At 40.6% G+C, this 23186-nt stretch carries 29 protein-coding genes; all 29 read right to left on the bottom strand.

Translation table 11 applies throughout. From position 1 onward, the window contains the following. Positions 1-42 precede the first annotated feature (42 nt). Entirely contained in the window at positions 43-1335 is a 1293-nt protein-coding gene (gene secY, locus LIS78_RS00775) for a preprotein translocase subunit SecY (RefSeq protein WP_013054947.1), read from the bottom strand. Then, the gene (rplO, locus tag LIS78_RS00770; protein ID WP_013054946.1) at positions 1335-1775 is read right to left on the bottom strand and encodes a 50S ribosomal protein L15; all 441 of its coding nucleotides are present in this window, start codon (positions 1773-1775) and stop codon (positions 1335-1337) included. Before rplO ends, secY begins: the two co-directional genes overlap by 1 nt. Positions 1776-1808: 33 nt before the next feature. Further along, positions 1809-1991 (bottom strand): 50S ribosomal protein L30, encoded by a 183-nt coding sequence (gene rpmD, locus LIS78_RS00765; protein ID WP_013054945.1) that lies wholly within the window; start codon positions 1989-1991, stop codon positions 1809-1811. A gap of 14 nt (positions 1992-2005) precedes the next feature. Next, positions 2006-2506 (bottom strand): 30S ribosomal protein S5, encoded by a 501-nt coding sequence (rpsE, locus tag LIS78_RS00760; RefSeq protein ID WP_013054944.1) that lies wholly within the window; start codon positions 2504-2506, stop codon positions 2006-2008. 20 nt (positions 2507-2526) lie between these two features. After that, entirely contained in the window at positions 2527-2889 is a 363-nt protein-coding gene (rplR, locus tag LIS78_RS00755) for a 50S ribosomal protein L18 (RefSeq protein ID WP_013054943.1), read from the bottom strand. Between the two features lie 32 nt (positions 2890-2921). Next, positions 2922-3461: a 50S ribosomal protein L6 gene (gene rplF, locus LIS78_RS00750; protein WP_013054942.1), complete on the bottom strand. Its 540-nt coding sequence runs from the start codon at positions 3459-3461 to the stop codon at positions 2922-2924. Between the two features lie 30 nt (positions 3462-3491). After that, positions 3492-3890 carry a 30S ribosomal protein S8 gene (rpsH, locus tag LIS78_RS00745; protein WP_013054941.1) on the bottom strand — a complete coding sequence of 133 codons (399 nt, stop codon included), beginning with the start codon at positions 3888-3890 and terminating at the stop codon, positions 3492-3494. 30 nt (positions 3891-3920) lie between these two features. Next, positions 3921-4106, bottom strand: coding sequence for a type Z 30S ribosomal protein S14 (locus LIS78_RS00740; protein ID WP_013054940.1), 186 nt, complete (start codon positions 4104-4106; stop codon positions 3921-3923). A gap of 33 nt (positions 4107-4139) precedes the next feature. Continuing rightward, positions 4140-4679 (bottom strand): 50S ribosomal protein L5, encoded by a 540-nt coding sequence (gene rplE / locus LIS78_RS00735; RefSeq protein ID WP_013054939.1) that lies wholly within the window; start codon positions 4677-4679, stop codon positions 4140-4142. A gap of 31 nt (positions 4680-4710) precedes the next feature. Next, positions 4711-5022, bottom strand: coding sequence for a 50S ribosomal protein L24 (rplX, locus tag LIS78_RS00730; RefSeq protein WP_013054938.1), 312 nt, complete (start codon positions 5020-5022; stop codon positions 4711-4713). Positions 5023-5071: 49 nt separating this feature from the next. Further along, complete coding sequence (gene rplN / locus LIS78_RS00725; RefSeq protein WP_013054937.1) at positions 5072-5440, bottom strand: 50S ribosomal protein L14; 369 nt, start codon at positions 5438-5440, stop codon at positions 5072-5074. A gap of 51 nt (positions 5441-5491) precedes the next feature. Then, the gene (gene rpsQ, locus LIS78_RS00720; RefSeq protein WP_013054936.1) at positions 5492-5755 is read right to left on the bottom strand and encodes a 30S ribosomal protein S17; all 264 of its coding nucleotides are present in this window, start codon (positions 5753-5755) and stop codon (positions 5492-5494) included. A 25-nt stretch (positions 5756-5780) separates the two neighbouring features. Continuing rightward, complete coding sequence (gene rpmC, locus LIS78_RS00715; protein ID WP_013054935.1) at positions 5781-5981, bottom strand: 50S ribosomal protein L29; 201 nt, start codon at positions 5979-5981, stop codon at positions 5781-5783. Beyond that, positions 5971-6405 (bottom strand): 50S ribosomal protein L16, encoded by a 435-nt coding sequence (gene rplP / locus LIS78_RS00710; protein ID WP_013054934.1) that lies wholly within the window; start codon positions 6403-6405, stop codon positions 5971-5973. The genes rpmC and rplP overlap by 11 nt, the downstream gene beginning before the upstream one ends. A gap of 2 nt (positions 6406-6407) precedes the next feature. After that, positions 6408-7064, bottom strand: a complete 657-nt coding sequence (rpsC, locus tag LIS78_RS00705) for a 30S ribosomal protein S3 (protein ID WP_013054933.1) — start codon at positions 7062-7064, stop codon at positions 6408-6410. A gap of 3 nt (positions 7065-7067) precedes the next feature. Continuing rightward, positions 7068-7409: a 50S ribosomal protein L22 gene (rplV, locus tag LIS78_RS00700; protein WP_013054932.1), complete on the bottom strand. Its 342-nt coding sequence runs from the start codon at positions 7407-7409 to the stop codon at positions 7068-7070. 19 nt (positions 7410-7428) lie between these two features. Further along, positions 7429-7707, bottom strand: a complete 279-nt coding sequence (rpsS, locus tag LIS78_RS00695) for a 30S ribosomal protein S19 (RefSeq protein ID WP_013054931.1) — start codon at positions 7705-7707, stop codon at positions 7429-7431. 57 nt (positions 7708-7764) lie between these two features. Beyond that, complete coding sequence (rplB, locus tag LIS78_RS00690) at positions 7765-8595, bottom strand: 50S ribosomal protein L2 (RefSeq protein WP_013054930.1); 831 nt, start codon at positions 8593-8595, stop codon at positions 7765-7767. A gap of 27 nt (positions 8596-8622) precedes the next feature. Next, positions 8623-8910, bottom strand: coding sequence for a 50S ribosomal protein L23 (rplW, locus tag LIS78_RS00685; RefSeq protein ID WP_013054929.1), 288 nt, complete (start codon positions 8908-8910; stop codon positions 8623-8625). Beyond that, positions 8910-9533 carry a 50S ribosomal protein L4 gene (gene rplD, locus LIS78_RS00680; RefSeq protein WP_013054928.1) on the bottom strand — a complete coding sequence of 208 codons (624 nt, stop codon included), beginning with the start codon at positions 9531-9533 and terminating at the stop codon, positions 8910-8912. The genes rplW and rplD overlap by 1 nt, the downstream gene beginning before the upstream one ends. 28 nt (positions 9534-9561) lie before the next feature. Beyond that, positions 9562-10191 carry a 50S ribosomal protein L3 gene (gene rplC, locus LIS78_RS00675; RefSeq protein WP_013054927.1) on the bottom strand — a complete coding sequence of 210 codons (630 nt, stop codon included), beginning with the start codon at positions 10189-10191 and terminating at the stop codon, positions 9562-9564. 41 nt (positions 10192-10232) lie between these two features. Then, on the bottom strand, positions 10233-10541 hold the full coding sequence (gene rpsJ / locus LIS78_RS00670) for a 30S ribosomal protein S10 (RefSeq protein ID WP_013054926.1): 309 nt from the start codon (positions 10539-10541) through the stop codon (positions 10233-10235). A gap of 315 nt (positions 10542-10856) precedes the next feature. Next, positions 10857-12047, bottom strand: a complete 1191-nt coding sequence (gene tuf / locus LIS78_RS00665; RefSeq protein ID WP_013054925.1) for an elongation factor Tu — start codon at positions 12045-12047, stop codon at positions 10857-10859. Positions 12048-12163: 116 nt separating this feature from the next. Further along, entirely contained in the window at positions 12164-14242 is a 2079-nt protein-coding gene (gene fusA, locus LIS78_RS00660; RefSeq protein ID WP_013054924.1) for an elongation factor G, read from the bottom strand. Between the two features lie 57 nt (positions 14243-14299). Then, positions 14300-14770, bottom strand: coding sequence for a 30S ribosomal protein S7 (gene rpsG, locus LIS78_RS00655; protein WP_013054923.1), 471 nt, complete (start codon positions 14768-14770; stop codon positions 14300-14302). Between the two features lie 50 nt (positions 14771-14820). Beyond that, entirely contained in the window at positions 14821-15243 is a 423-nt protein-coding gene (rpsL, locus tag LIS78_RS00650) for a 30S ribosomal protein S12 (RefSeq protein WP_013054922.1), read from the bottom strand. A 99-nt stretch (positions 15244-15342) separates the two neighbouring features. Then, positions 15343-15591, bottom strand: coding sequence for a 50S ribosomal protein L7ae-like protein (locus LIS78_RS00645; RefSeq protein WP_013054921.1), 249 nt, complete (start codon positions 15589-15591; stop codon positions 15343-15345). A gap of 131 nt (positions 15592-15722) precedes the next feature. After that, positions 15723-19316 (bottom strand): DNA-directed RNA polymerase subunit beta', encoded by a 3594-nt coding sequence (gene rpoC, locus LIS78_RS00640; protein WP_013054920.1) that lies wholly within the window; start codon positions 19314-19316, stop codon positions 15723-15725. Between the two features lie 62 nt (positions 19317-19378). After that, positions 19379-22942, bottom strand: coding sequence for a DNA-directed RNA polymerase subunit beta (gene rpoB, locus LIS78_RS00635; RefSeq protein WP_013081368.1), 3564 nt, complete (start codon positions 22940-22942; stop codon positions 19379-19381). Positions 22943-23186 lie beyond the last annotated feature (244 nt).

Below are 23186 nucleotides of genomic sequence, written 5' to 3'. Positions count from 1 at the left end.
ATCCGTTTAATGGGAAAGCAGCTTGCTTCCCACTAAACAGCTTTACTTAATAAATCCCTTATAATGGCGTTTCACTAATTGACTCTCAAGCTGTTTCATTGTCTCAAGAGCTACACCGACAACAATTAACAAACTAGTACCGCCGATCTGAGCAGATGATGGTAAGTTTGCAATTTTGATGAACAGAACCGGCAACACAGCAATTAACGCAAGGAATATCGAGCCGATTAATGTCAGACGATATAACACTTTCGTTAAATAAGCTTGTGTGCTTTTACCAGGACGGATGCCTGGGATGTAGCCACCTTGCTTTTTCAAGTTCTCTGCTACTTGTTCAGGGTTAACTTGAACAAATGTATAGAAGTAACAAAAAGCAATGATTAACGCTACATACACTATCATACCAATTGGCTTAGTATAGTCAAATGTATTCTGAATCCACGTCGTTACATCATTTGGACCGAAAAATGATGCAATTGTTGGTGGTGTAATAATAAATGAAACTGCAAAGATAACAGGAATAACCCCAGCAGCATTTACTTTTAACGGTAAATGAGTGGATTGACCTCCAACAGGATTACGACCAGCTGAACCCTTTGCATATTGAATAGGAATTTTTCGTAGCGCTTGTTGGAAATAAATAACCCCAACAATAATAGCTAAAACTGCAATTGCAATTAAAACTACCGTTACGATACGAATGAATAATTGATCCCCAACGTCTTCAAATTGCTGTGCATAAATTTGATTTAATGTTGTCGGAATACCAGCTGCAATCCCAGCAAAGATAATGATAGAAATACCATTACCTACGCCTTTTGCAGTAATCTGCTCTCCTAACCACATTAAGAAGGCAGTACCTGCCGTTAACACTGTAGCAATTAGAAGATACGTAGAAATTCCTGGATTAGCGATCAATTGTCCGCCCGAAATATTGTTGAATCCTATAGACATACCTAAAGCCTGGATAAATCCAAGCACAATTGTTCCATAACGAGTTACTTGAGCTAATTTACGGCGCCCAACATCTCCCTGCTTTGACCATTCTGTAAACTTAGGTACAACATCCATCTGCAATAATTGGACGATGATGGATGCTGTAATATAAGGCATAATGCCCATAGCAAGAATGGAGAAGTTTTTTAACGCGCCGCCGCCAAATGTATTCAGAACTCCGAATACATTTAACCCATCTTGCAATTTTAGTACATCCGTATTAACACTTGGTACAGGAATAAATGTACCAATTCGGAAGACAATTAACATTAACAAAGTGAAAAAGATTTTTTGTCTTATTTCACGCACGCGCATTAAATTGGAGATTGTTTGAAACATTAGATCACCTCAACTGTACCGCCAGCAGCTTCGATAGCTTCTTTAGCAGTTGAAGAGAATTTAGCAGCTTTAACAGTTAGCTTAGAGTTTAATGTACCGTTTCCTAGTACTTTAACGCCAGCTTTTGCTTTGCTTACTAAACCAGTTTCGATTAATAATTCTGGTGTTACTTCAGTTCCATCTTCAAAACGGTTAAGAGCTTCTAAATTAACGATCGCGTATTCTTTGCGATTGATATTAGTGAACCCACGTTTTGGAAGACGACGGAATAAAGGAGTTTGACCACCTTCGAAGCCAGGTCTTACGCCACCGCCAGAGCGAGCGTTTTGCCCTTTGTGACCTTTACCTGAAGTCTTTCCGTTACCTGAACCAGTACCACGACCTACACGGTTACGTACTTTACGTGAACCTTCAGCTGGTTTCAATTCATGAAGTTTCATTCCGGAGCACCTCCTTAGAGTGACAATTTATACTTATTGCTCTTTTACTGTAACAAGGTGAGCTACTTTGTTAATCATTCCGCGAATTGCAGGATTATCGTCTTGAACGACAGTTTGATTTAACTTACGTAGGCCAAGTGTACGAACAGTTACACGTTGATCTTCTGGACGACCAATTACGCTACGAGTAAGGGTAATTGCTAGTTTGTTTGCCATTCTATATCCCTCCCTTATCCTAACAGTTCTTCTACAGTCTTGCCACGTAGTTTTGCAACATCTTCAGCACGTTTTAGGTTAGCTAAACCGTTAAGAGTTGCACGTACCATGTTGATTGGAGTGTTTGAACCTAAAGATTTAGATAGAATATCACTTACTCCACCCAATTCTAGTACCGCACGAACTGGGCCACCAGCGATAACTCCTGTACCTTCAGAAGCAGGTTTTAAGAAAATTTGACCTGCACCAAATTGTCCAAGGATTTCGTGTGGAATAGTTGTACCAACCATAGGTACAGTAATTAAGTTTTTCTTCGCATCTTCAATAGCTTTACGGATTGCATCTGGTACCTCTTGTGCTTTACCAGTACCGAATCCAACGTGACCGTTTTTGTCACCAACTACAACTAATGCAGCGAAGCGGAAACGACGTCCACCTTTCACAACTTTAGCTACGCGGTTAACGGTAACAACACGTTCTTCAAGCTCTAATTTATTTGGATCAATACGACGCATGATTTTCCCTCCTTTTACAATTAGAATTGTAATCCAGCTTCACGAGCAGCGTCAGCTAATGCTTTAACACGGCCATGATATAAATAACCGCCACGGTCGAATACTACTTCGTTTACACCTTTTTCTACTGCGCGTTTAGCGACTAATTCGCCAACTTTGATAGCAGCTTCAGTGTTACCAGTGCTTTCTAAAGTCAGGTCTTTATCTAACGTTGAAGCACTTGCGATTGTTACTGAATTTAAATCGTCGATAACTTGTGCGTAAATATGTTGATTAGAACGGAACACGTTTAAACGCGGACGAGTTGCAGTTCCAGATAACTTCGCACGAACACGAGCATGTCTTTTTTTACGAACTTTGTTTTTATCAAGCTTCGTGATCATTTCGGGCACTCCTTTCTTTTACCTAACCGGCATTACTTCTTAGCAGTTTTACCTTCTTTACGACGTACATATTCGCCTTCGTAACGAATACCTTTACCTTTGTAAGGCTCTGGTGGACGAACGTCACGAATATTTGCAGCTAATGCACCTACGCGTTCTTTATCAATACCTTTAATAACGATCTTAGTTTGAGAAGGAACTTCGATTTCGATTCCTGTTTCAGGAGTAATCTCAACTGGGTGAGAGTATCCAACGCTCAATACTAATTTGCTACCAGATTTTTGTGCACGGTAACCTACACCGACTAATTCTAAACCACGTTCGAATCCTTTAGTAACACCTTCAACCATGTTACCTAAAAGGCTACGAGTAGTTCCGTGAAGAGCGCGGTGCTCTTTATTGTCGCTAGGACGATTAACAACTAGTACGTTGTCTTCAACTTTAATTTCGATTTCAGGGTGGAATGTACGAGTTAATTCACCCTTTGGTCCTTTTACAGTTACAGTGTTGCTCTCGTTCGTAACTGTAACACCTGCTGGAAGTTCTAAAGGCTTTTTACCAACACGTGACATAGTTACACCTCCATTCACATTTAAAACTTATTACCAAACGTACGCTAATACTTCTCCACCAGTTTGCTTTTGACGAGCTTCTTTGTCAGTTAAAACACCTTGAGAAGTAGAAACGATTGCGATACCTAAACCGTTAAGTACACGTGGTACTTCGTTAGTTTTTGCATAAACACGTAGACCAGGTTTACTGATACGTTTTAAGCCTGTAATTACACGTTCGTTATTTGAACCGTATTTTAAGAAGATACGGATAATACCTTGTTTGTTGTCTTCGATGTATTCTACATCACGTACGAAACCCTCACGCTTAAGGATTTCTGCAATTTGCTTCTTAATGTTAGAAGCAGGAACTTCAATTTTCTCATGACGAACCATGTTCGCATTGCGGATACGAGTTAGTAAATCTGCAATAGGATCAGTCATTACCATATTAATTTACCTCCTTCCCAAACTTGGGTTTTACCAACTAGCTTTTTTAACACCAGGAATTTGACCTTTATAAGCAAGCTCACGGAAACAAATACGGCAAAGCTTGAATTTACGTAGTACTGAGTGTGGACGTCCACAACGTTCGCAACGTGTATACTCTTGTACTTGGAATTTTTGCTGGCGTTTTTGCTTCGCAATCATTGATTTTTTAGCCACATTTTCGCCTCCTCTGCTTAACGTTGGCAGTTATTACTTCTGGAATGGCATACCGAACTGAGTTAAAAGCTCACGAGCTTCTTCATCAGTGTTTGCTGTTGTAACAATAACGATATCCATACCACGAACTTTAGTTACTTTATCATAATCGATCTCTGGGAAGATCAATTGTTCTTTAACACCTAACGTGTAGTTTCCACGACCATCAAATGCTTTTTTAGATACACCACGGAAATCACGCACACGTGGAAGTGATACTGATACTAGTTTATCGAAGAATTCGTACATACGCTCGCCGCGTAAAGTAACTTTCGCACCGATTGGCATACCTTCACGAAGACGGAAACCAGCGATAGATTTTTTCGCACGAGTTACAACAGGTTTTTGACCAGTGATTTCAGCTAGTTCTTCAACAGCGTTATCTAAAGCTTTTGAGTTAGAAACAGCATCACCGATACCCATGTTGATTACGATCTTGTCGATTTTTGGCACTTGCATTACAGATTCATAATTAAACTTGCTAACTAGAGCAGGAGTAATCTCTTTTGTAAATTTCTCTTTAAGACGGTTCATGTGAACTAAACCTCCCTTCACATTTCATTAATTATTTATCTAAAGTTTCACCAGATTTTTTTGCTACACGTACCTTTTTGCCATCGATAACTTGGTACCCAACACGAGTTGGCTCACCAGATTTAGGATCCAACGGCATTACGTTTGATACGTGGATAGGTGCCTCTTGGCTAACGATTCCACCTTGTGGATTTACTTGAGAAGGTTTAGAGTGTTTTTTAACAACGTTCACGCCTTCAACAAGTACACGGTCTTTCTTTGGGAAAGCTGCAAGTACTTCACCTTGCTTACCTTTGTCTTTACCAGAGATAACCACTACTTTGTCGCCCTTTTTAACATGCATCCTATTCGCACCTCCTTAAAAGGCATTTTGTATTTGTTCTATATATCAATTAGATAACTTCTGGAGCTAATGATACGATCTTCATGAAGTTGTTATCACGTAATTCACGAGCAACTGGTCCGAAGATACGAGTACCACGTGGTCCTTTGTCGTCACGGATGATTACGCAAGCATTTTCGTCGAAACGGATGTAAGAACCGTCAGTACGGCGAACACCACTTTTTGTACGTACAACAACAGCTTTAACAACGTCACCTTTTTTAACAACGCCTCCTGGTGTTGCTTGTTTCACCGTACAAACGATAACATCACCAATGTTTGCTGTCTTGCGACCTGAACCACCAAGTACTTTAATAGTAAGTACCTCACGTGCACCAGAGTTGTCTGCAACTTTTAAACGAGATTCTTGTTGAATCATGTACGAAACCTCCCTTCGGATGAATCATTCTTATCCGATCTATCTTAACTATTAGATGATAACAGCTTTTTCTACAACTTCTACTAGACGGAAACGTTTAGTAGCTGATAACGGACGAGTTTCCATGATCTTCACGATATCGCCTAGTTGAGCTGTATTGTTTTCATCGTGAGCTTTGAATTTCTTTGAGTATTTTACACGCTTGCCATAAAGCGAATGCTTTTTGTAAGTTTCAACAAGAACAGTAACAGTCTTATCCATTTTGTCAGAAACTACGCGGCCAGTGTAAACTTTACGTTGGTTGCGTTCACTCATTCTGAAAGCCTCCTCTCAGACTTAATTATTTATTAGCAGCAATCTCTCTTTCACGAACTACAGTTTTCATACGAGCGATCGATTTGCGCACTTCGCGAATACGAGTAGTATTCTCTAATTGTCCAGTCGCTAATTGGAAACGAAGGTTAAACAACTCTTCTTTTAATGCCTTAACTTTTTGTTCAATTTCAGCAGTGGTAAGGTCACGAATTTCATTAGCTTTCATTAGAATCACCACCAATTTCTTCACGTTTTACAAACTTACATTTTACAGGTAGCTTGTGTGCAGCTAAACGTAAAGCTTCACGTGCAACCTCTTCAGATACACCTGAAATTTCAAACATTACTTTTCCAGGTTTAACAACTGCTACCCAACCTTCAGGAGCACCTTTACCAGAACCCATTCGGACTTCTAGAGGCTTAGCAGTATAAGGTTTAGAAGGGAAAATTTTAATCCATACTTTACCGCCACGTTTCATGTAACGAGTCATTGCGATACGAGCAGCTTCGATTTGACGGTTTGTAATCCAAGAAGCTTCAGTAGCTTGTAAACCGAATTCACCGAAATGTACTTCCGTACCACCTTTAGCGCGTCCACGCATTTTTCCGCGGTGTTCGCGACGATATTTAACGCGTTTTGGTAATAACATAATTATTTTCCTCCTTCCTCAGTTTTCTTTTTAGTAGGAAGAACCTCTCCACGATAGATCCATACTTTCACACCAAGTTTACCATAAGTAGTATCTGCTTCAGCGTGAGCATAGTCAATATCAGCGCGAAGTGTATGAAGTGGAACTGTACCTTCACTGTAATATTCAGAACGAGCAATATCAGCTCCGCCTAAACGACCAGATACCATTGTTTTGATACCTTGTGCGCCAGCACGCATACTACGTTGAATAGCTTGCTTTTGAGCACGACGGAATGATACACGGTTCTCAAGTTGGCGAGCGATGTTTTCAGCTACTAGTTTAGCATCTAAATCTGCTCGTTTAATTTCAAGGATGTTAATGTGTACACGCTTGCCTGTTAATTGGTTAAGAGCTTTACGAAGTGATTCTACTTCAGTACCACCTTTACCAATTACCATACCAGGTTTTGCAGTGTGGATCGTTACGTTTAAGCGGTTAGCAGCGCGTTCGATTTCAACTTTAGAAACAGCTGCATCGTTTAAACGTTTAGCGATATATTCACGTACTTTTAAGTCTTCATGTAATAAGTCAGCGTAGTCTTTGCCAGCGAACCATCTTGATTCCCAATCACGGATGACACCGACGCGAAGACCGACCGGATTTACCTTTTGACCCATGAATTATCCCTCCTTCTTTTCTGATACCACGATTGTGATGTGGCTTGTGCGCTTGTTGATTTGGCTTGCACGTCCCATAGCGCGTGGACGGAAACGTTTTAAAGTTGGACCTTCGTTAACAAAAGCGTCAGTAATAACTAAATTGTTAGCGTCCATTTCATAATTGTGTTCTGCATTGGCAATAGCAGATTTTAATACTTTCTCAACGACTGGAGAAGCAGCCTTTGGCGTGTGAAGTAGCACTGCTAGCGCTTCACCCACTTGCTTACCTCGAATTAAATCTACAACTAAACGAACTTTACGAGGAGCAATACGTACTGTTCTCGCGACAGCTTTAGCTTGCATTTAAAAGCCTCCTCTCATATTAGCGTCTTGTTTTCTTATCATCACTTGCGTGACCTTTGTAAGTACGAGATGGTGCGAATTCACCAAGTTTGTGACCTACCATGTCTTCAGTAACATAAACTGGTACATGTTTACGACCGTCATATACAGCAATTGTATGACCAATGAACTGAGGGAAGATAGTTGAACGACGAGACCAAGTTTTTACTACTTGCTTGCTGTCAGTTTCGTTTAACTTCTCAATTTTGTTGATTAAATGGTCATCTACAAAAGGTCCTTTCTTTAAGCTGCGACCCATAAATGAACCTCCCTTCGTGATTGTCCTACGGTTCGTTTGAACCGTAGCTCAATCCCGTTATTTTTTACGACGACGAACGATAAATTTATCGGATTTGTTTTTCTTCTTACGAGTTTTGTAACCAAGTGTTGGTTTACCCCATGGACTCATTGGAGACTTACGTCCGATTGGAGCACGTCCTTCACCACCACCGTGTGGGTGATCGTTAGGGTTCATTACAGAACCACGTACAGTTGGACGGATACCTAACCAACGAGAACGACCGGCTTTACCGATGTTGATTAACTCGTGTTGTTCGTTACCAACTTGACCTACAGTTGCACGACAAGTTGCAAGAATCATGCGTACTTCACCAGAAGTTAAACGTACTAATACGTATTTACCTTCTTTACCAAGTACTTGAGCAGATGTACCTGCAGAACGAACTAATTGTCCACCTTTACCAGGTTTCAATTCGATGTTGTGTACTACTGTACCAACAGGAATGTTAGCTAAAGGAAGCGCGTTACCTACTTTAATGTCAGCTTCAGGACCTGACATAACTTCTAAACCTACTTTTAGGTTTTTAGGAGCAAGGATGTAACGTTTTTCACCATCAGCATAATGAATTAATGCGATGTTAGCTGAACGGTTTGGATCATATTCGATTGTAGCAACGCGTCCAGGTATTCCATCTTTATCGCGTTTAAAATCGATGATACGGTATTGACGCTTGTGCCCACCACCTTGGTGACGAACAGTCAATTTACCTTGGTTGTTACGACCACCTTTTCTCTTGACAGGTGCAAGTAACGATTTTTCTGGTTTGTCAGTAGTAATTTCAGCGAAATCAGAAACTGACATGCCACGACGACCATTTGAGGTTGGTTTATACTTTTTAATCGCCATCTCAATTTCCCTCCTTCTCTAGTAATCTTAAGCTTCGAAGAATTCGATTTCGTTGCTCTCTTGAGTTAGTGTTACTACCGCTTTACGACGACGGTTAGTAAGACCACTGTAGCGACCTACACGCTTGAATTTACCTTTGTAGTTCATGATGTTTACTTTTTCAACTTTTACGTCAAAGATTTTTTCGATAGCATCTTTAACCTCAGTTTTATTAGCTCTTACATCAACATCAAACGTATATTTTTTCTCAGCCATTAAGTCTGTTGAACGTTCTGTAATTACGGGGCGCTTAATAATATCACGAGGATCTTTCATTATGCAAGCACCTCCTCTACTTTTTCAACTGCGTCTTTAGTGATTACAAGCTTATCATGGTTCATAACGTCTAATACGCTTAAACCATTAGCTGCAACAACTGTTACACCAGGAATATTACGTGCTGAAAGTGCAACGTTTTCGTTAAGATCAGCAGTTACTACTAATGCTTTGCGTTCTACTGTTAGGTTTTTAAGAACTGCTACCATTTCTTTTGTTTTTGGAGCATCAAAAGAAAGAGCTTCAAGAACAACGATGCTGTTATCTTGAACTTTAGTTGATAATGCAGACTTAATTGCTAAACGACGAACTTTTTTAGGTAATTTGTAGCTATAGCTTCTTGGAACTGGACCAAATACTACGCCACCACCACGCCATTGTGGAGAACGGATAGATCCTTGACGAGCACGACCAGTACCTTTTTGACGCCATGGCTTACGGCCACCGCCTCTTACTTCAGAACGATTTTTAACTTTAGAAGTACCTTGACGTTGAGATGCGCGTTGCATTACGATCGCGTCGAAAAGTACTTTGTTGTTTGGTTCGATACCGAAAACGGCATCTTGAAGTTCGATTTCTCCAACGTTTTCACCGTTTTGGTTAAACAATGCTACTTTTGGCATTGGTTATTCCTCCTTTCTCGAAGAATTATTATTTAGATTTAACTGCAGATTTAACAGTAACTAGAGATTTTCTAGCTCCTGGCACGTTACCTTTTACTAATAAAAGATTGCGTTCTGCGTCAACTTTAACGATTGATAAGTTTTGCACAGTGATGCGCTCTCCACCCATGCGTCCTGGTAATAATTTACCTTTGAATACGCGGTTTGGAGCTACAGGACCCATTGAACCTGGGCGACGGTGGTAGCGAGAACCATGAGACATAGGTCCGCGAGATTGTCCGTGGCGTTTAATAGCACCTTGGAAACCTTTACCTTTTGAGATTCCTGTTACATCAATTACATCGCCTTCTGCGAAAATATCAACCTTGACTTCTTGACCAACTTCATATGCTGAAGCGTCCACACCGCGTAACTCACGGATGAAGCGCTTAGGAGCAGTATTAGCTTTAGTAGCATGTCCTTTTGCAGGTTTGTTAGATAGTTTTTCACGGATATCTTCGAAACCTAATTGGATTGCTTCGTAACCGTCTGTCTCAGCGTTTTTAACTTGAAGAACTACGTTAGCAGAAGCTTCAATTACTGTTACTGGGATCAAGTCACCATTTTCAGCAAATACTTGAGTCATACCGATCTTTCTTCCTAAGATTCCTTTGGCCATTAGTCACACCTCCTAAGTATCTTTTCATTCTTTATTTTAAATTAAAGTTTAATTTCGATATCTACACCAGATGGTAAGTCTAAACGCATTAATGAATCAACAGTTTGTGGTGTTGGATTCACGATATCAATTAAGCGTTTATGCGTGCGCATTTCGAACTGCTCACGAGAATCTTTATATTTGTGTACTGCACGTAGAATTGTATAAATTGATTTTTCAGTCGGTAATGGAATCGGACCAGATACAGCCGCACCAGAACGTTTTGCAGTTTCTACGATTTTCTCAGCAGATTGATCAAGAATTCTGTGATCATATGCTTTTAAACGAATGCGAATTTTTTCTTTTGCCATTATTTTCCCTCCTTTTTCGCCTATTTTACAATAGACATTCTCCGCGGAAATTTCCCCACACTCGCCATGGCAAAGCGGCCGGGTGTGTCGGCAACCTTCCGCATCATCGCAGTCAAAGACCAACATTTTTATTATACTAAAAATGGGTTCATATTGCAACAATAAAGTTAAAAAACTTTTTCATGTGTCGCACACTTTTTTCATTATATATAAAAGGAGATCATTTTGCAAGTGTAATAGTAAAAACTATCTTTACCTTTTATCACCAAATAAAAAAGGAGTAGGTTACCCTACTCCCTTTACTGAAACGAGAAATTACTCGCTGATTTTAGCTACAACGCCAGCGCCTACTGTACGTCCACCTTCACGGATTGAGAATTTAGTACCTTCTTCAATCGCGATTGGAGCGATAAGTTCAACAGTCATTTCGATGTTGTCGCCAGGCATTACCATTTCTACGCCTTCAGGTAAGTTACAAATACCAGTTACATCAGTTGTACGGAAGTAGAACTGTGGACGGTAGTTTGTGAAGAATGGAGTGTGACGTCCACCTTCGTCTTTAGAAAGAACGTATACTTCAGCAGTAAATTTAGTGTGTGGAGTGATTGAGCCTGGTTTAGCTAATACTTGTCCACGTTGGATTTCTTCACGTGCTACACCACGAAGTAAAGCACCGATGTTGTCGCCAGCTTCAGCATAGTCAAGAAGCTTACGGAACATTTCTACACCTGTTACAGTAGTAGATTTTGGCTCTTCAGTTAAACCGATGATGTCGATAACGTCACCAACTTTAACTTGTCCACGCTCTACACGACCTGTAGCAACTGTACCACGACCAGTGATTGAGAATACGTCCTCAACTGGCATCATGAATGGTTTTTCAGTGTCACGTTCTGGAGTTGGGATGTACTCATCAACAGCGTCCATAAGCTCGATGATTTTAGCTTCCCAATCAGCGTCGCCTTCAAGAGCTTTAAGAGCAGAACCTTTGATTACTGGTACATCGTCACCAGGGAAGTCGTATTCAGAAAGAAGGTCACGTACTTCCATTTCTACTAATTCAAGTAGCTCTTCGTCGTCTACCATGTCACATTTGTTTAAGAATACAACTAGGTAAGGTACACCTACTTGACGAGAAAGAAGGATGTGCTCACGAGTTTGTGGCATTGGACCATCAGCAGCAGATACTACTAAGATACCGCCATCCATTTGAGCAGCACCAGTGATCATGTTTTTAACATAGTCAGCATGTCCTGGGCAGTCAACGTGTGCATAGTGACGAGTGTCAGTTTCATACTCAACGTGTGCAGTTGAGATTGTGATTCCACGCTCGCGCTCTTCTGGAGCAGCGTCGATCATATCGTAAGCCATTGCTGCACCTTTACCACTTTTCTTAGCAAGAACAGTAGTGATAGCAGCTGTTAAAGTTGTTTTACCATGGTCAACGTGACCAATTGTACCGATATTGGCATGTGTTTTTGAACGGTCGAATTTTTCCTTAGCCATTCGAAAATCCTCCTTAAAATTCATGTAGTTTATGTTTTATGAGGCCGTGAAAGGGAATGAGCTCCACTTTCACAGCGTACATAAGTAGTTATACTTCAATAAAGAGTGAAAATCAATTATTCACCTTTATTTTTTTTAATAATTTCTTCTGAAATTGATTTAGGAACTTCTTCGTAGTGATCGAAGTGCATAGAATATGTTCCGCGACCTTGAGTGTTTGAACGTAATGCAGTTGCATAACCAAACATTTCAGAAAGTGGAACGAATGCACGTACAACTTGAGCGTTACCGCGTGCTTCCATACCTTCTACACGTCCACGACGAGACGTAATGTCACCCATGATATCTCCTAAGTATTCGTCAGGGATAACAACTTCAACCTTCATCATTGGTTCAAGGATAGCTGGGTTACATTTTGATACTGCGTTTTTAAGAGCCATAGAAGCGGCAATTTTAAACGCCATCTCACTTGAGTCAACGTCATGGTAAGATCCATCAACTAAAGCAGCTTTGATATCGATTAATGGATAACCAGCAAGAACACCGTTTTGTAATGCATCTTCAAGACCAGCTTGAACTGCAGGGATGTATTCACGTGGAACTACACCACCAACGATTTTGTTCTCAAATTCAAAGCCTTTTCCTTCTTCGTTAGGTTCGAACTCAATCCAAACGTGACCGAATTGTCCACGACCACCAGATTGACGAGCGAATTTACCTTCAACTTTCGCACCAGCGCGGAAAGTTTCACGGTAAGCTACTTGAGGAGCACCAACGTTTGCTTCTACTTTGAATTCGCGACGCATACGGTCAACGATGATATCAAGGTGAAGCTCACCCATACCAGAGATGATGATTTGACCAGTCTCTGTATTAGTTTCCGCACGGAAAGTTGGATCTTCTTCTTGTAACTTTTGAAGAGCTGTAGTCATTTTATCTTGGTCAGCTTTTGATTTTGGCTCAACAGATAAAGAGATAACTGGCTCTGGGAATTCCATAGACTCAAGAATTACAAGACTCTTTTCGTCACATAGAGTATCACCAGTAGAAGTATCTTTTAATCCTACAGCTGCCGCGATATCTCCAGCGTATACTTCAGAAATCTCTTCACGAGAGTTAGCATGCATTTGTAGGATACGACCTACACGCTCACGCTTACCTTTTGTAGAGTTTTTGATGTATGAACCAGAGCTTAGTACACCAGAGTAAACACGGAAGAACGTTAATTTACCAACATAAGGGTCCGTCATAACTTTGAACGCTAATGCTGAGAAAGGAGCGTTGTCGCTAGACTCACGCGTAACTTCTTCTTCTGTTTCAGGTACGATACCTTGGATTGCTGGTACATCAACTGGAGATGGTAGGTAATCAATTACCGCATCTAGCATTAATTGTACACCTTTGTTTTTGAATGCTGAACCACAGATAACTGGGTAGAATTCAACGTCACAAGTACCTTTACGGATACCAGCTTTTAGTTCTTCAACTGTAAGCTCGCCTTCGTCTAAGTACTTCATCATTAATTCTTCGTCAAGTTCTGCAACAGCTTCTACTAAGCTTGCACGGTATTCTTCAGCTTGCTCTTTGTATTCCTCAGGAATTTCACGAGCTTCTGAACGAGTACCTAAGTCATCTTCGTAGAAGTATGCTTTCATTTCCACTAAGTCAATGATTGCTTCGAACTCATCTTCAGCACCAATTGGTAATTGGATTGGGTGAGCATTTGCACCTAAACGATCGTGGATCGTTTTTACAGAGTACAAGAAGTCAGCACCAATTTTGTCCATTTTGTTAACGAATACGACACGGGGAACACCGTACGTAGTCGCTTGACGCCATACTGTTTCTGTTTGAGGCTCAACACCAGATTGAGCATCAAGAACTGCCACAGCGCCATCAAGTACACGTAATGAACGCTCAACTTCAACAGTGAAGTCTACGTGTCCAGGAGTATCGATGATGTTAACGCGGTGACCTTTCCAAGAAGCAGTTGTCGCAGCAGACGTGATAGTGATACCACGTTCTTGCTCTTGCTCCATCCAGTCCATTTGTGAAGCTCCTTCATGAGTTTCACCAATTTTATGGATACGGCCAGTATAATAAAGAACACGCTCAGTTGTTGTTGTTTTACCAGCATCAATGTGAGCCATGATCCCAATATTACGAGTGTTTTCTAAGGAGAACTCTCTTGCCATCTTAGGTATTTCTCCTTCCATATTTTAGTTTGTTTTTCAAAAAGTTTCGTTAAAAGATTACCAACGGTAATGAGCAAATGCTTTATTAGCTTCTGCCATTTTGTGAGTATCTTCACGTTTCTTAACTGCAGCACCAGTGTTGTTAGCTGCATCAAGGATTTCGTTAGCTAAACGCTCTTCCATCGTTTTTTCTCCACGAAGACGAGCATAGTTTACTAACCAACGAAGACCTAGAGTAGTACGACGCTCTGGACGTACTTCTACAGGAACTTGGTAGTTAGAACCCCCTACACGGCGTGCTCTAACTTCTAGTACAGGCATGATGTTTTTAAGAGCTTGGTCGAATACTTCCATAGCTTCTTTACCACTGCGCTCTTGTACTAAATCGAATGCTCTATAAAGAATAGCTTGTGACTTACCGCGCTTTCCATCAAGCATCATTTTGTTGATTAAGCGAGATACAAGCTTAGAATTGTAAATCGGATCTGGTAATACGTCTCTTTTTGCAACAGGTCCCTTACGTGGCATTCTACTTCCTCCTTTCACTTTTAAAAGTTTATCTATTAATTGTTAAGCTATTATTTTTTAGCTGCTTTTGGTCGCTTAGTACCATATTTAGAACGACCTTGCATACGGCCATCCACACCAGCAGTATCAAGTGCACCACGTACGATATGGTAACGTACCCCTGGTAAATCTTTTACACGTCCACCGCGGATAAGTACCACGCTGTGTTCTTGTAAGTTGTGACCAATACCTGGGATATAAGCTGTTACCTCGATACCGTTTGTTAAACGTACACGAGCATATTTACGAAGAGCCGAGTTCGGTTTCTTCGGTGTCATAGTACCCACACGTGTACATACACCACGTTTTTGTGGAGAAGATTGGTTAGTTTGAGCTTTTTTGAAGCTGTTGTAACCTCTGTTTAAAGCAGGTGAGTCAGATTTTTTACCTTTACTCACGCGACCATTACGGATTAATTGGTTAATAGTAGGCATTTAAATTTTCCTCCTTTCGCCTTTTGTAAGACCACACATCCAGGTGGTTCATTTTTTAGCAAAAAACAAAGTCTTTGAAACTAAAAGTTCAAAAACGTGTTAACTAATAATTGCAACAGTTGCAGCGTTAACTTCTATCCTACAAGCTTGACCAAGCTTTCGCATAGAAGGGACATACGTATACGGAACGTTTTCTTGCTGTGCCGTTTTTGCCACAATAGATGTGACATAAAAATCAGCGTCTTCAGCAATGATGACTTCCTTTACTGTACCTTTTTTTAATGCTTTCACCGTCTGCTTTGTTCCTACAATAATATGATCAGCCTGTAATACTTTTTCATAAGACATTATCATATCCTCCAAAGTAACAGGTAGTTTATAGGAGCACCTTTGATATAGTATCATTCCCTAGAATGGATGTCAACTAACGTTTTGTAGTTTTTTTAAAAAACATCCATTCTAGAGTAATGATTTTATAATTAGTCGATTGTTACCGTTTCTTCAGCTTGGTTTTTGATCGGTTCAGCATTACGATATCTCGTCATACCTGTACCAGCCGGAACTAGCTTACCAATGATAACATTCTCTTTAAGTCCAAGCAACTCATCACGTTTTCCTTTGATTGCAGCATCCGTAAGAACACGCGTTGTTTCTTGGAATGATGCAGCAGATAAGAAGGAATCAGTTTCAAGAGATGCTTTTGTAATACCAAGTAATACAGGACGGCCTGTCGCTGGACGATTGCCTTCAAGTAATACTTTTTCATTTGCATCAGTGAATTGGTGAATATCAAGTAATGAACCTGGTAATACATCTGTATCTCCTGAATCCATTACGCGCACTTTACGAAGCATTTGGCGAACCATTACCTCTACGTGTTTATCTCCAATTTCTACCCCTTGCATACGGTATACTTTTTGCACCTCACGAAGCAAGTACTCTTGTACAGCCGTGATGTCTTTTACTTTTAGTAATTCTTTAGGATCAATTGAACCTTCTGTTAATTCTTGACCACGTGCAATGCGCTGTCCTTCAATAACTTTCAGACGTGCACTGTACGGAGCTGTGTAAGAACGAGTTTCAATCTCTCCTTGAACAGTAATTTCATGTTGACGATCGCGTCCTTCAGAAATGCCGGCAATTGTACCTTCAATTTCAGAAATAACGGCTTGACCTTTAGGGTTACGCGCTTCGAAGATCTCTTGGATACGCGGTAAACCTTGAGTGATATCGTCTCCAGCAACCCCACCTGTATGGAATGTACGCATCGTTAACTGTGTACCTGGCTCACCGATAGATTGAGCAGCGATGATACCAACTGCTTCACCCACTTCAACTTCTGAACCAGTTGCAAGGTTACGACCGTAACATTTTTTACATACACCGTGGCGAGTGTTACAAGTGAATGCAGAACGAATCCATACTTCTTCAACACCAGCATCCACAATTGTTTCAGCTAGGTCTTCTGTAATTAGTTCGTTTTCTTTCACTAACACTTCGTTTGTTCCTGGGTGAAGTACTGTTTTTCTTGCATAACGTCCAATTAGGCGCTCATCAAGTTTCTCAATTTCTTCTGTTCCTTCTTTGATTGCAACAGCCAAAATACCGCGGTCTGTACCACAGTCGTCATCACGTACGATAACGTCTTGTGCCACGTCAACCAGACGACGAGTAAGGTAACCTGAGTCAGCTGTTTTAAGAGCCGTATCGGCAAGACCTTTACGTGCACCATGGGTAGAGATAAAGTACTCTAATACTGTTAAACCTTCACGGAAACTAGATTTGATTGGTAACTCAATGATACGACCAGACGGGTTGGCCATTAGTCCACGCATACCTGCAAGCTGAGTGAAGTTAGATGCGTTACCACGGGCACCAGAGTCACTCATCATGAAGATTGGGTTGCGTTTGTCTAATGATGCCATTAATTTACCTTGGATAACGTCTTTCGCACTGCTCCATACAGAGATAACACGATCATAACGCTCATCTTCAGTAATTAAACCGCGACGGAATTGTTTTAGTACGTTATCTACTTTAGCTTGCGCTTCTGTTAAGATAACTTCTTTTTCTCCTAAAACCACGATATCAGCTACACCAACTGTAATACCAGCTTTAGTAGAATATTTGAAACCTAGGTCTTTCATACGGTCAAGCATTTTAGAAGTCTCAGTAATTTTGAAACGTTTAAATACTTCAGCGATGATATTACCTAAGATTTTTTTCTTGAACGGTGCGATAGCCGGTTGATTCTTGATGAATTCCTTCACATCTGCACCTTTTTCAACAAAGTACTTCTCAGGAGTTTTCACTTCTAAGTTTTCTCTTGTTGGTTCGTTAATGTATGGGAACGATTTTGGTAAAATTTCGTTGAAAACTAATTTACCAACCGTTGTAACAAGCAATTGTTGATTTTGTGCTTCTGTAAACGTTTCGTTGTTTAAAGAACCTGCATACACAGCTACACGTGTATGAAGATGCACATAACCGTTTTGGTACGCTAATAGTGCTTCGTTGGTATCTTTGAACACCATACCTTCTCCAACTGCCTCTTCACGCTCAAGTGTTAAGTAGTAGTTACCTAATACCATATCCTGTGAAGGTGTAACAACTGGTTTACCATCTTTAGGGTTCAAGATATTTTGAGCAGCAAGCATTAAGATACGTGCTTCTGCTTGTGCTTCTGCAGATAATGGAACGTGAACCGCCATTTGGTCACCGTCAAAGTCAGCGTTATATGCTGTACATACAAGCGGGTGAAGACGGATAGCGCGACCTTCTACAAGCGTAGGTTCAAATGCTTGAATACCTAGTCTGTGTAGCGTTGGTGCACGGTTTAAAAGAACTGGATGCTCTTTAATAACCGATTCTAATACGTCCCATACTTCAGGTTGCACACGTTCAATTTTACGTTTTGCACTCTTGATGTTATGAGCTAAACCGCGTTCAACAAGCTCTTTCATTACGAAAGGTTTGAAAAGCTCTAACGCCATTTCTTTTGGAAGACCACATTGATACATCTTTAAGTTCGGACCTACAACGATTACCGAACGGCCAGAGTAGTCAACACGTTTACCTAATAAGTTTTGACGGAAGCGACCTTGCTTACCTTTTAACATGTGAGAAAGAGATTTTAATGGACGGTTACCTGGTCCTGTTACCGGACGGCCGCGACGACCATTATCGATTAATGCATCTACAGCTTCTTGAAGCATACGCTTTTCGTTTTGAACGATAATGCTAGGAGCTCCAAGGTCTAATAAACGCTTTAAGCGGTTGTTACGGTTAATTACACGGCGATATAAATCATTTAGATCAGACGTAGCAAAGCGTCCACCATCTAATTGAACCATTGGACGAAGTTCTGGCGGAATAACCGGTAGAACGTCTAAAATCATCCAAGAAGGTTCGTTACCAGAATGACGGAAAGCCTCTAGTACTTCTAAACGTTTAATAGCACGTGTACGACGTTGACCTTGAGCAGTTTTCAATTCTTCTTTCAAAGCATCTACTTCTTTATCAAGATCGATGTCATGCAATAATTTTTTAACAGCTTCAGCACCCATTGCTGCATGGAAAGTTTGTCCGTACTTCTCACGATACGCACGGTATTCTTTCTCTGATAAAAGCTGTTTCTTTTCAAGTGGTGTATCACCAGCATCTGTTACTACATAAGAAGCAAAATAAATGATTTCCTCTAGCGCACGAGGGGACATGTCTAAGACAAGTCCCATGCGGCTAGGAATACCTTTAAAGTACCAAATATGAGAAACAGGTGCAGCTAGCTCGATGTGACCCATGCGTTCACGACGAACTTTTGCGCGCGTAACTTCTACGCCACAACGATCACATACAACACCTTTATAACGAACGCGCTTATATTTTCCGCAGTGACATTCCCAGTCCTTTTGTGGACCAAAAATACGCTCACAGAATAAGCCGTCTTTTTCAGGTTTTAACGTACGATAGTTGATCGTTTCAGGTTTTTTTACCTCACCGTACGACCAAGAACGAATTTTATCTGGCGAAGCTAGACCGATTTTCATATACTCAAAGTTATTTACATCTAGCAAGGAGCCTACCTCCCTTTTAATCTACAGGTTTTTTCCCTTAACGTTTATATGAAAGTAATTCCTTACTCTTTTGTGACAGGATCTTTTTGTCCTTCAGAAAGGCTTTCTTCGTTATCTGCAATAATTGATTCTGTTGGTTGCTCATGGTCCTCTTCTGAGTCCATGATATCAATTTCTTGCTCGTCAGCAGAAAGCATCTTCACATCCATACCTAAACTTTGTAGTTCTTTAATTAATACTTTGAACGATTCAGGTATGCCAGGTTCTGGAATGTTTTCACCTTTAACAATTGCTTCGTATGTTTTCACACGACCTACTACGTCATCTGATTTCACTGTTAAGATCTCTTGTAATGTGTAAGCAGCACCGTATGCTTCAAGTGCCCATACCTCCATCTCACCAAAACGCTGTCCACCGAACTGCGCTTTACCACCAAGTGGTTGTTGTGTAACAAGTGAGTATGGTCCAGTAGAACGAGCGTGAAGTTTATCGTCTACCATGTGAGCAAGTTTGATCATGTACATGATTCCTACTGATACACGGTTATCGAATGGTTCACCTGTTCGACCATCATATAGAACTGTTTTAGCATCACGAGACATGCCAGCTTCTTCGATTGTTGCCCAAACATCTTCCTCACGCGCACCATCAAATACTGGAGACGCAACGTGAATGCCAAGCTTACGAGCAGCCATACCTAAATGAAGCTCTAGCACCTGACCGATGTTCATACGAGATGGTACCCCTAATGGGTTTAACATGATGTCAATTGGCGTACCGTCTGGTAGGTAAGGCATATCTTCTTCAGGTAAAATACGTGAAATTACACCTTTGTTACCGTGACGACCGGCCATTTTGTCACCTTCAGAAATTTTACGCTTCTGAACAATATATACACGGACTAATTGGTTTACACCTGGTGGTAATTCGTCGCCATCTTCACGGTTGAAGACTTTAACATCAAGAATGATTCCACCGCCGCCGTGCGGTACACGAAGAGAAGTATCACGAACTTCACGCGCTTTTTCACCGAAAATAGCGTGTAGAAGACGTTCTTCAGCTGTTAGTTCTGTTACACCTTTTGGCGTTACTTTACCAACTAAAAGATCTCCGTCTTTTACTTCTGCACCAATGCGGATGATTCCACGCTCATCTAAGTTGCGAAGCGCATCTTCACCTACGTTTGGAATGTCACGCGTAATTTCTTCAGGTCCAAGCTTCGTATCACGAGACTCAGATTCATATTCTTCAATATGAACAGACGTATATACATCGTCTTTCACAAGGCGTTCACTCATGATGATGGCATCCTCATAGTTGTAACCATCCCATGTCATGAAACCAACCATTACGTTTCGTCCTAAAGCAAGCTCACCTTTTTCCATTGAAGGACCGTCGGCTAAGATCTCACCTTTTACTACTTCGTCGCCAACTGAAACAATTGGACGCTGGTTGTAACAAGTACCTTGGTTAGAACGAACAAATTTTAATAATTTGTATTGATCTAAGTTACCTTTAACTTTTTGTCCGTCTACTTCTTCATAGCGGCGAACAAAAATTTGTTTTGCTTCTACGCGCTCTACAACGCCAGGATATTTACAAATCACGGCTGCACCAGAGTCTTTACCAGATACGTATTCCATACCTGTACCTACGATTGGTGCTTCAGGATTTAATAAAGGTACTGCTTGACGTTGCATGTTCGCACCCATTAATGCACGGTTAGAGTCATCGTTCTCTAAGAATGGGATACATGCTGTAGCGGCAGATACAACTTGTTTTGGTGATACATCCATATAGTCTAAACGATCGCGACGGATAACCGTGTTTTCTCCACGGAAACGTGCAACGACATTTTCATCTAAGAATGAACCATCATCACCTAGACGAGCGTTCGCTTGGGCTACAACATAGTTATCTTCTTCATCAGCTGTTAAGTAGTCAATTCGCTCTGTCACTTTACCTGTTTCAGGATCGATACGACGGTAAGGTGTTTCGATGAAACCGAATTTGTTTACTTTTGCATAAGAAGATAGTGAGTTGATTAACCCGATATTCGGACCCTCTGGTGTTTCAATCGGGCACATACGGCCATAGTGGGAGTAGTGAACGTCACGCACTTCGAAACCAGCGCGCTCACGCGTTAAACCACCAGGTCCTAGAGCTGAAAGACGACGTTTGTGCGTCAATTCGCCTAATGGATTCGTTTGATCCATGAACTGTGATAATTGAGAACTTCCAAAGAACTCTTTAATCGCCGCAATAACTGGGCGAATATTAATTAATTGTTGAGGTGTGATTGTATTCGTGTCTTGAATTGACATTCTTTCACGAACAACACGTTCCATACGAGATAAACCGATACGGAATTGGTTTTGTAACAATTCACCTACAGAACGCAGACGACGGTTACCTAAGTGGTCGATATCATCTGTGTCTCCTACTTGATGAAGCAAGTTAAAGAAGTAACTGATTGATGCTAAAATATCAGCAGGTGTGATATTTTTAACTTCTTCTGTTACATATGCGTTACCTGATACAGTGATGATTTTTTCACCTTCTGGATCATTTGGCGCATAAATCTTAATAGATTGTAATGTAACATCGTCTTCTACTACTCCACCAACCGGACTATAAGTTTTGAAGTTTACTCCACCTTCAAGCATCGGAATCAAGCGATCTAGCAGACGGCGGTCAATCATTGCGCCTTTTTCTGCAATAATTTCACCTGTTTCAGGATCAACTAATGTTTCAGCTAGCTTTTGATTAAATAAGCGATGTTTGATATGAAGCTTTTTATTAATTTTATAGCGACCTACGTTCGCTAAGTCATATCGTTTTGGATCAAAGAAGCGAGATACTAATAGAGACTTCGCATTCTCAACTGTCGGTGGTTCACCCGGACGTAAACGCTCATAGATTTCTAATAGCGCTTTTTCCGTTGTTTCCGTATTATCTTTTTCAAGCGTATTACGGATGTATTCATTATCACCGATTAAATCGATAATCTCTTGGTCAGAACCGAAACCTAGCGCGCGTAACAGCACTGTTACTGGCAGTTTACGAGTACGATCAATACGCACGTATACTACATCTTTTGCATCAGTTTCATATTCTAGCCATGCACCACGGTTAGGGATAACAGTTGCTGTATATCCTTTTTTACCGTTTTTATCAAGCTTTCCACTATAGTAAACACTTGGTGAACGAACCAACTGTGATACGATAACACGCTCAGCACCGTTAATTACAAAGGTACCTGTTTCGGTCATCAATGGGAAATCTCCCATGAACACATCTTGGTCTTTTACTTCACCTGTTTCTTTATTAATTAACCGCACCTTAACACGAAGAGGTGCTGCATAAGTTACATCACGTTCTTTAGACTCTCCTACTGAATACTTTGGCTCACCTAAGCTGTAATCAATAAATTCTAGTGATAAGTTACCTGTAAAATCATCAATTGGAGAAATATCTTGGAACATTTCTCGTAAACCTTCATCTAAAAACCATTGGTATGAAGCCGTTTGAATCTCGATTAAGTTCGGTAACTCTAAAACTTCACTAATACGAGCATAACTTCTGCGTTGGCGGTGGCGTCCATACTGAACTAGTTGACCTGTCAACTGATTCACCCCTCAAATCAAGCGTTATTATTCAAAATATATAATAAACCATATGTTTATTATTGAACAAAAGAAAAATGGTCTCTTTAAATAGAAAACCACAATTTCATAAAAACGTACTATTGATTTTATTAGTTTTTCCCATATAATTCAAAATTATACCTTTTATTTTATGTATAACCCGAGCTTATATGGAATATTTATATATTGGCATTTTATAATGCTAACATACTAAAAAATATTA

The sequence above is a fragment of the Priestia megaterium genome, assembly GCF_023824195.1.
Lineage (GTDB): Bacteria > Bacillota > Bacilli > Bacillales > Bacillaceae_H > Priestia > Priestia megaterium_D.
The sequence above is the reverse complement of the archived record's forward strand: the minus strand, read 5'-3'. Positions and strand labels throughout refer to the sequence as shown.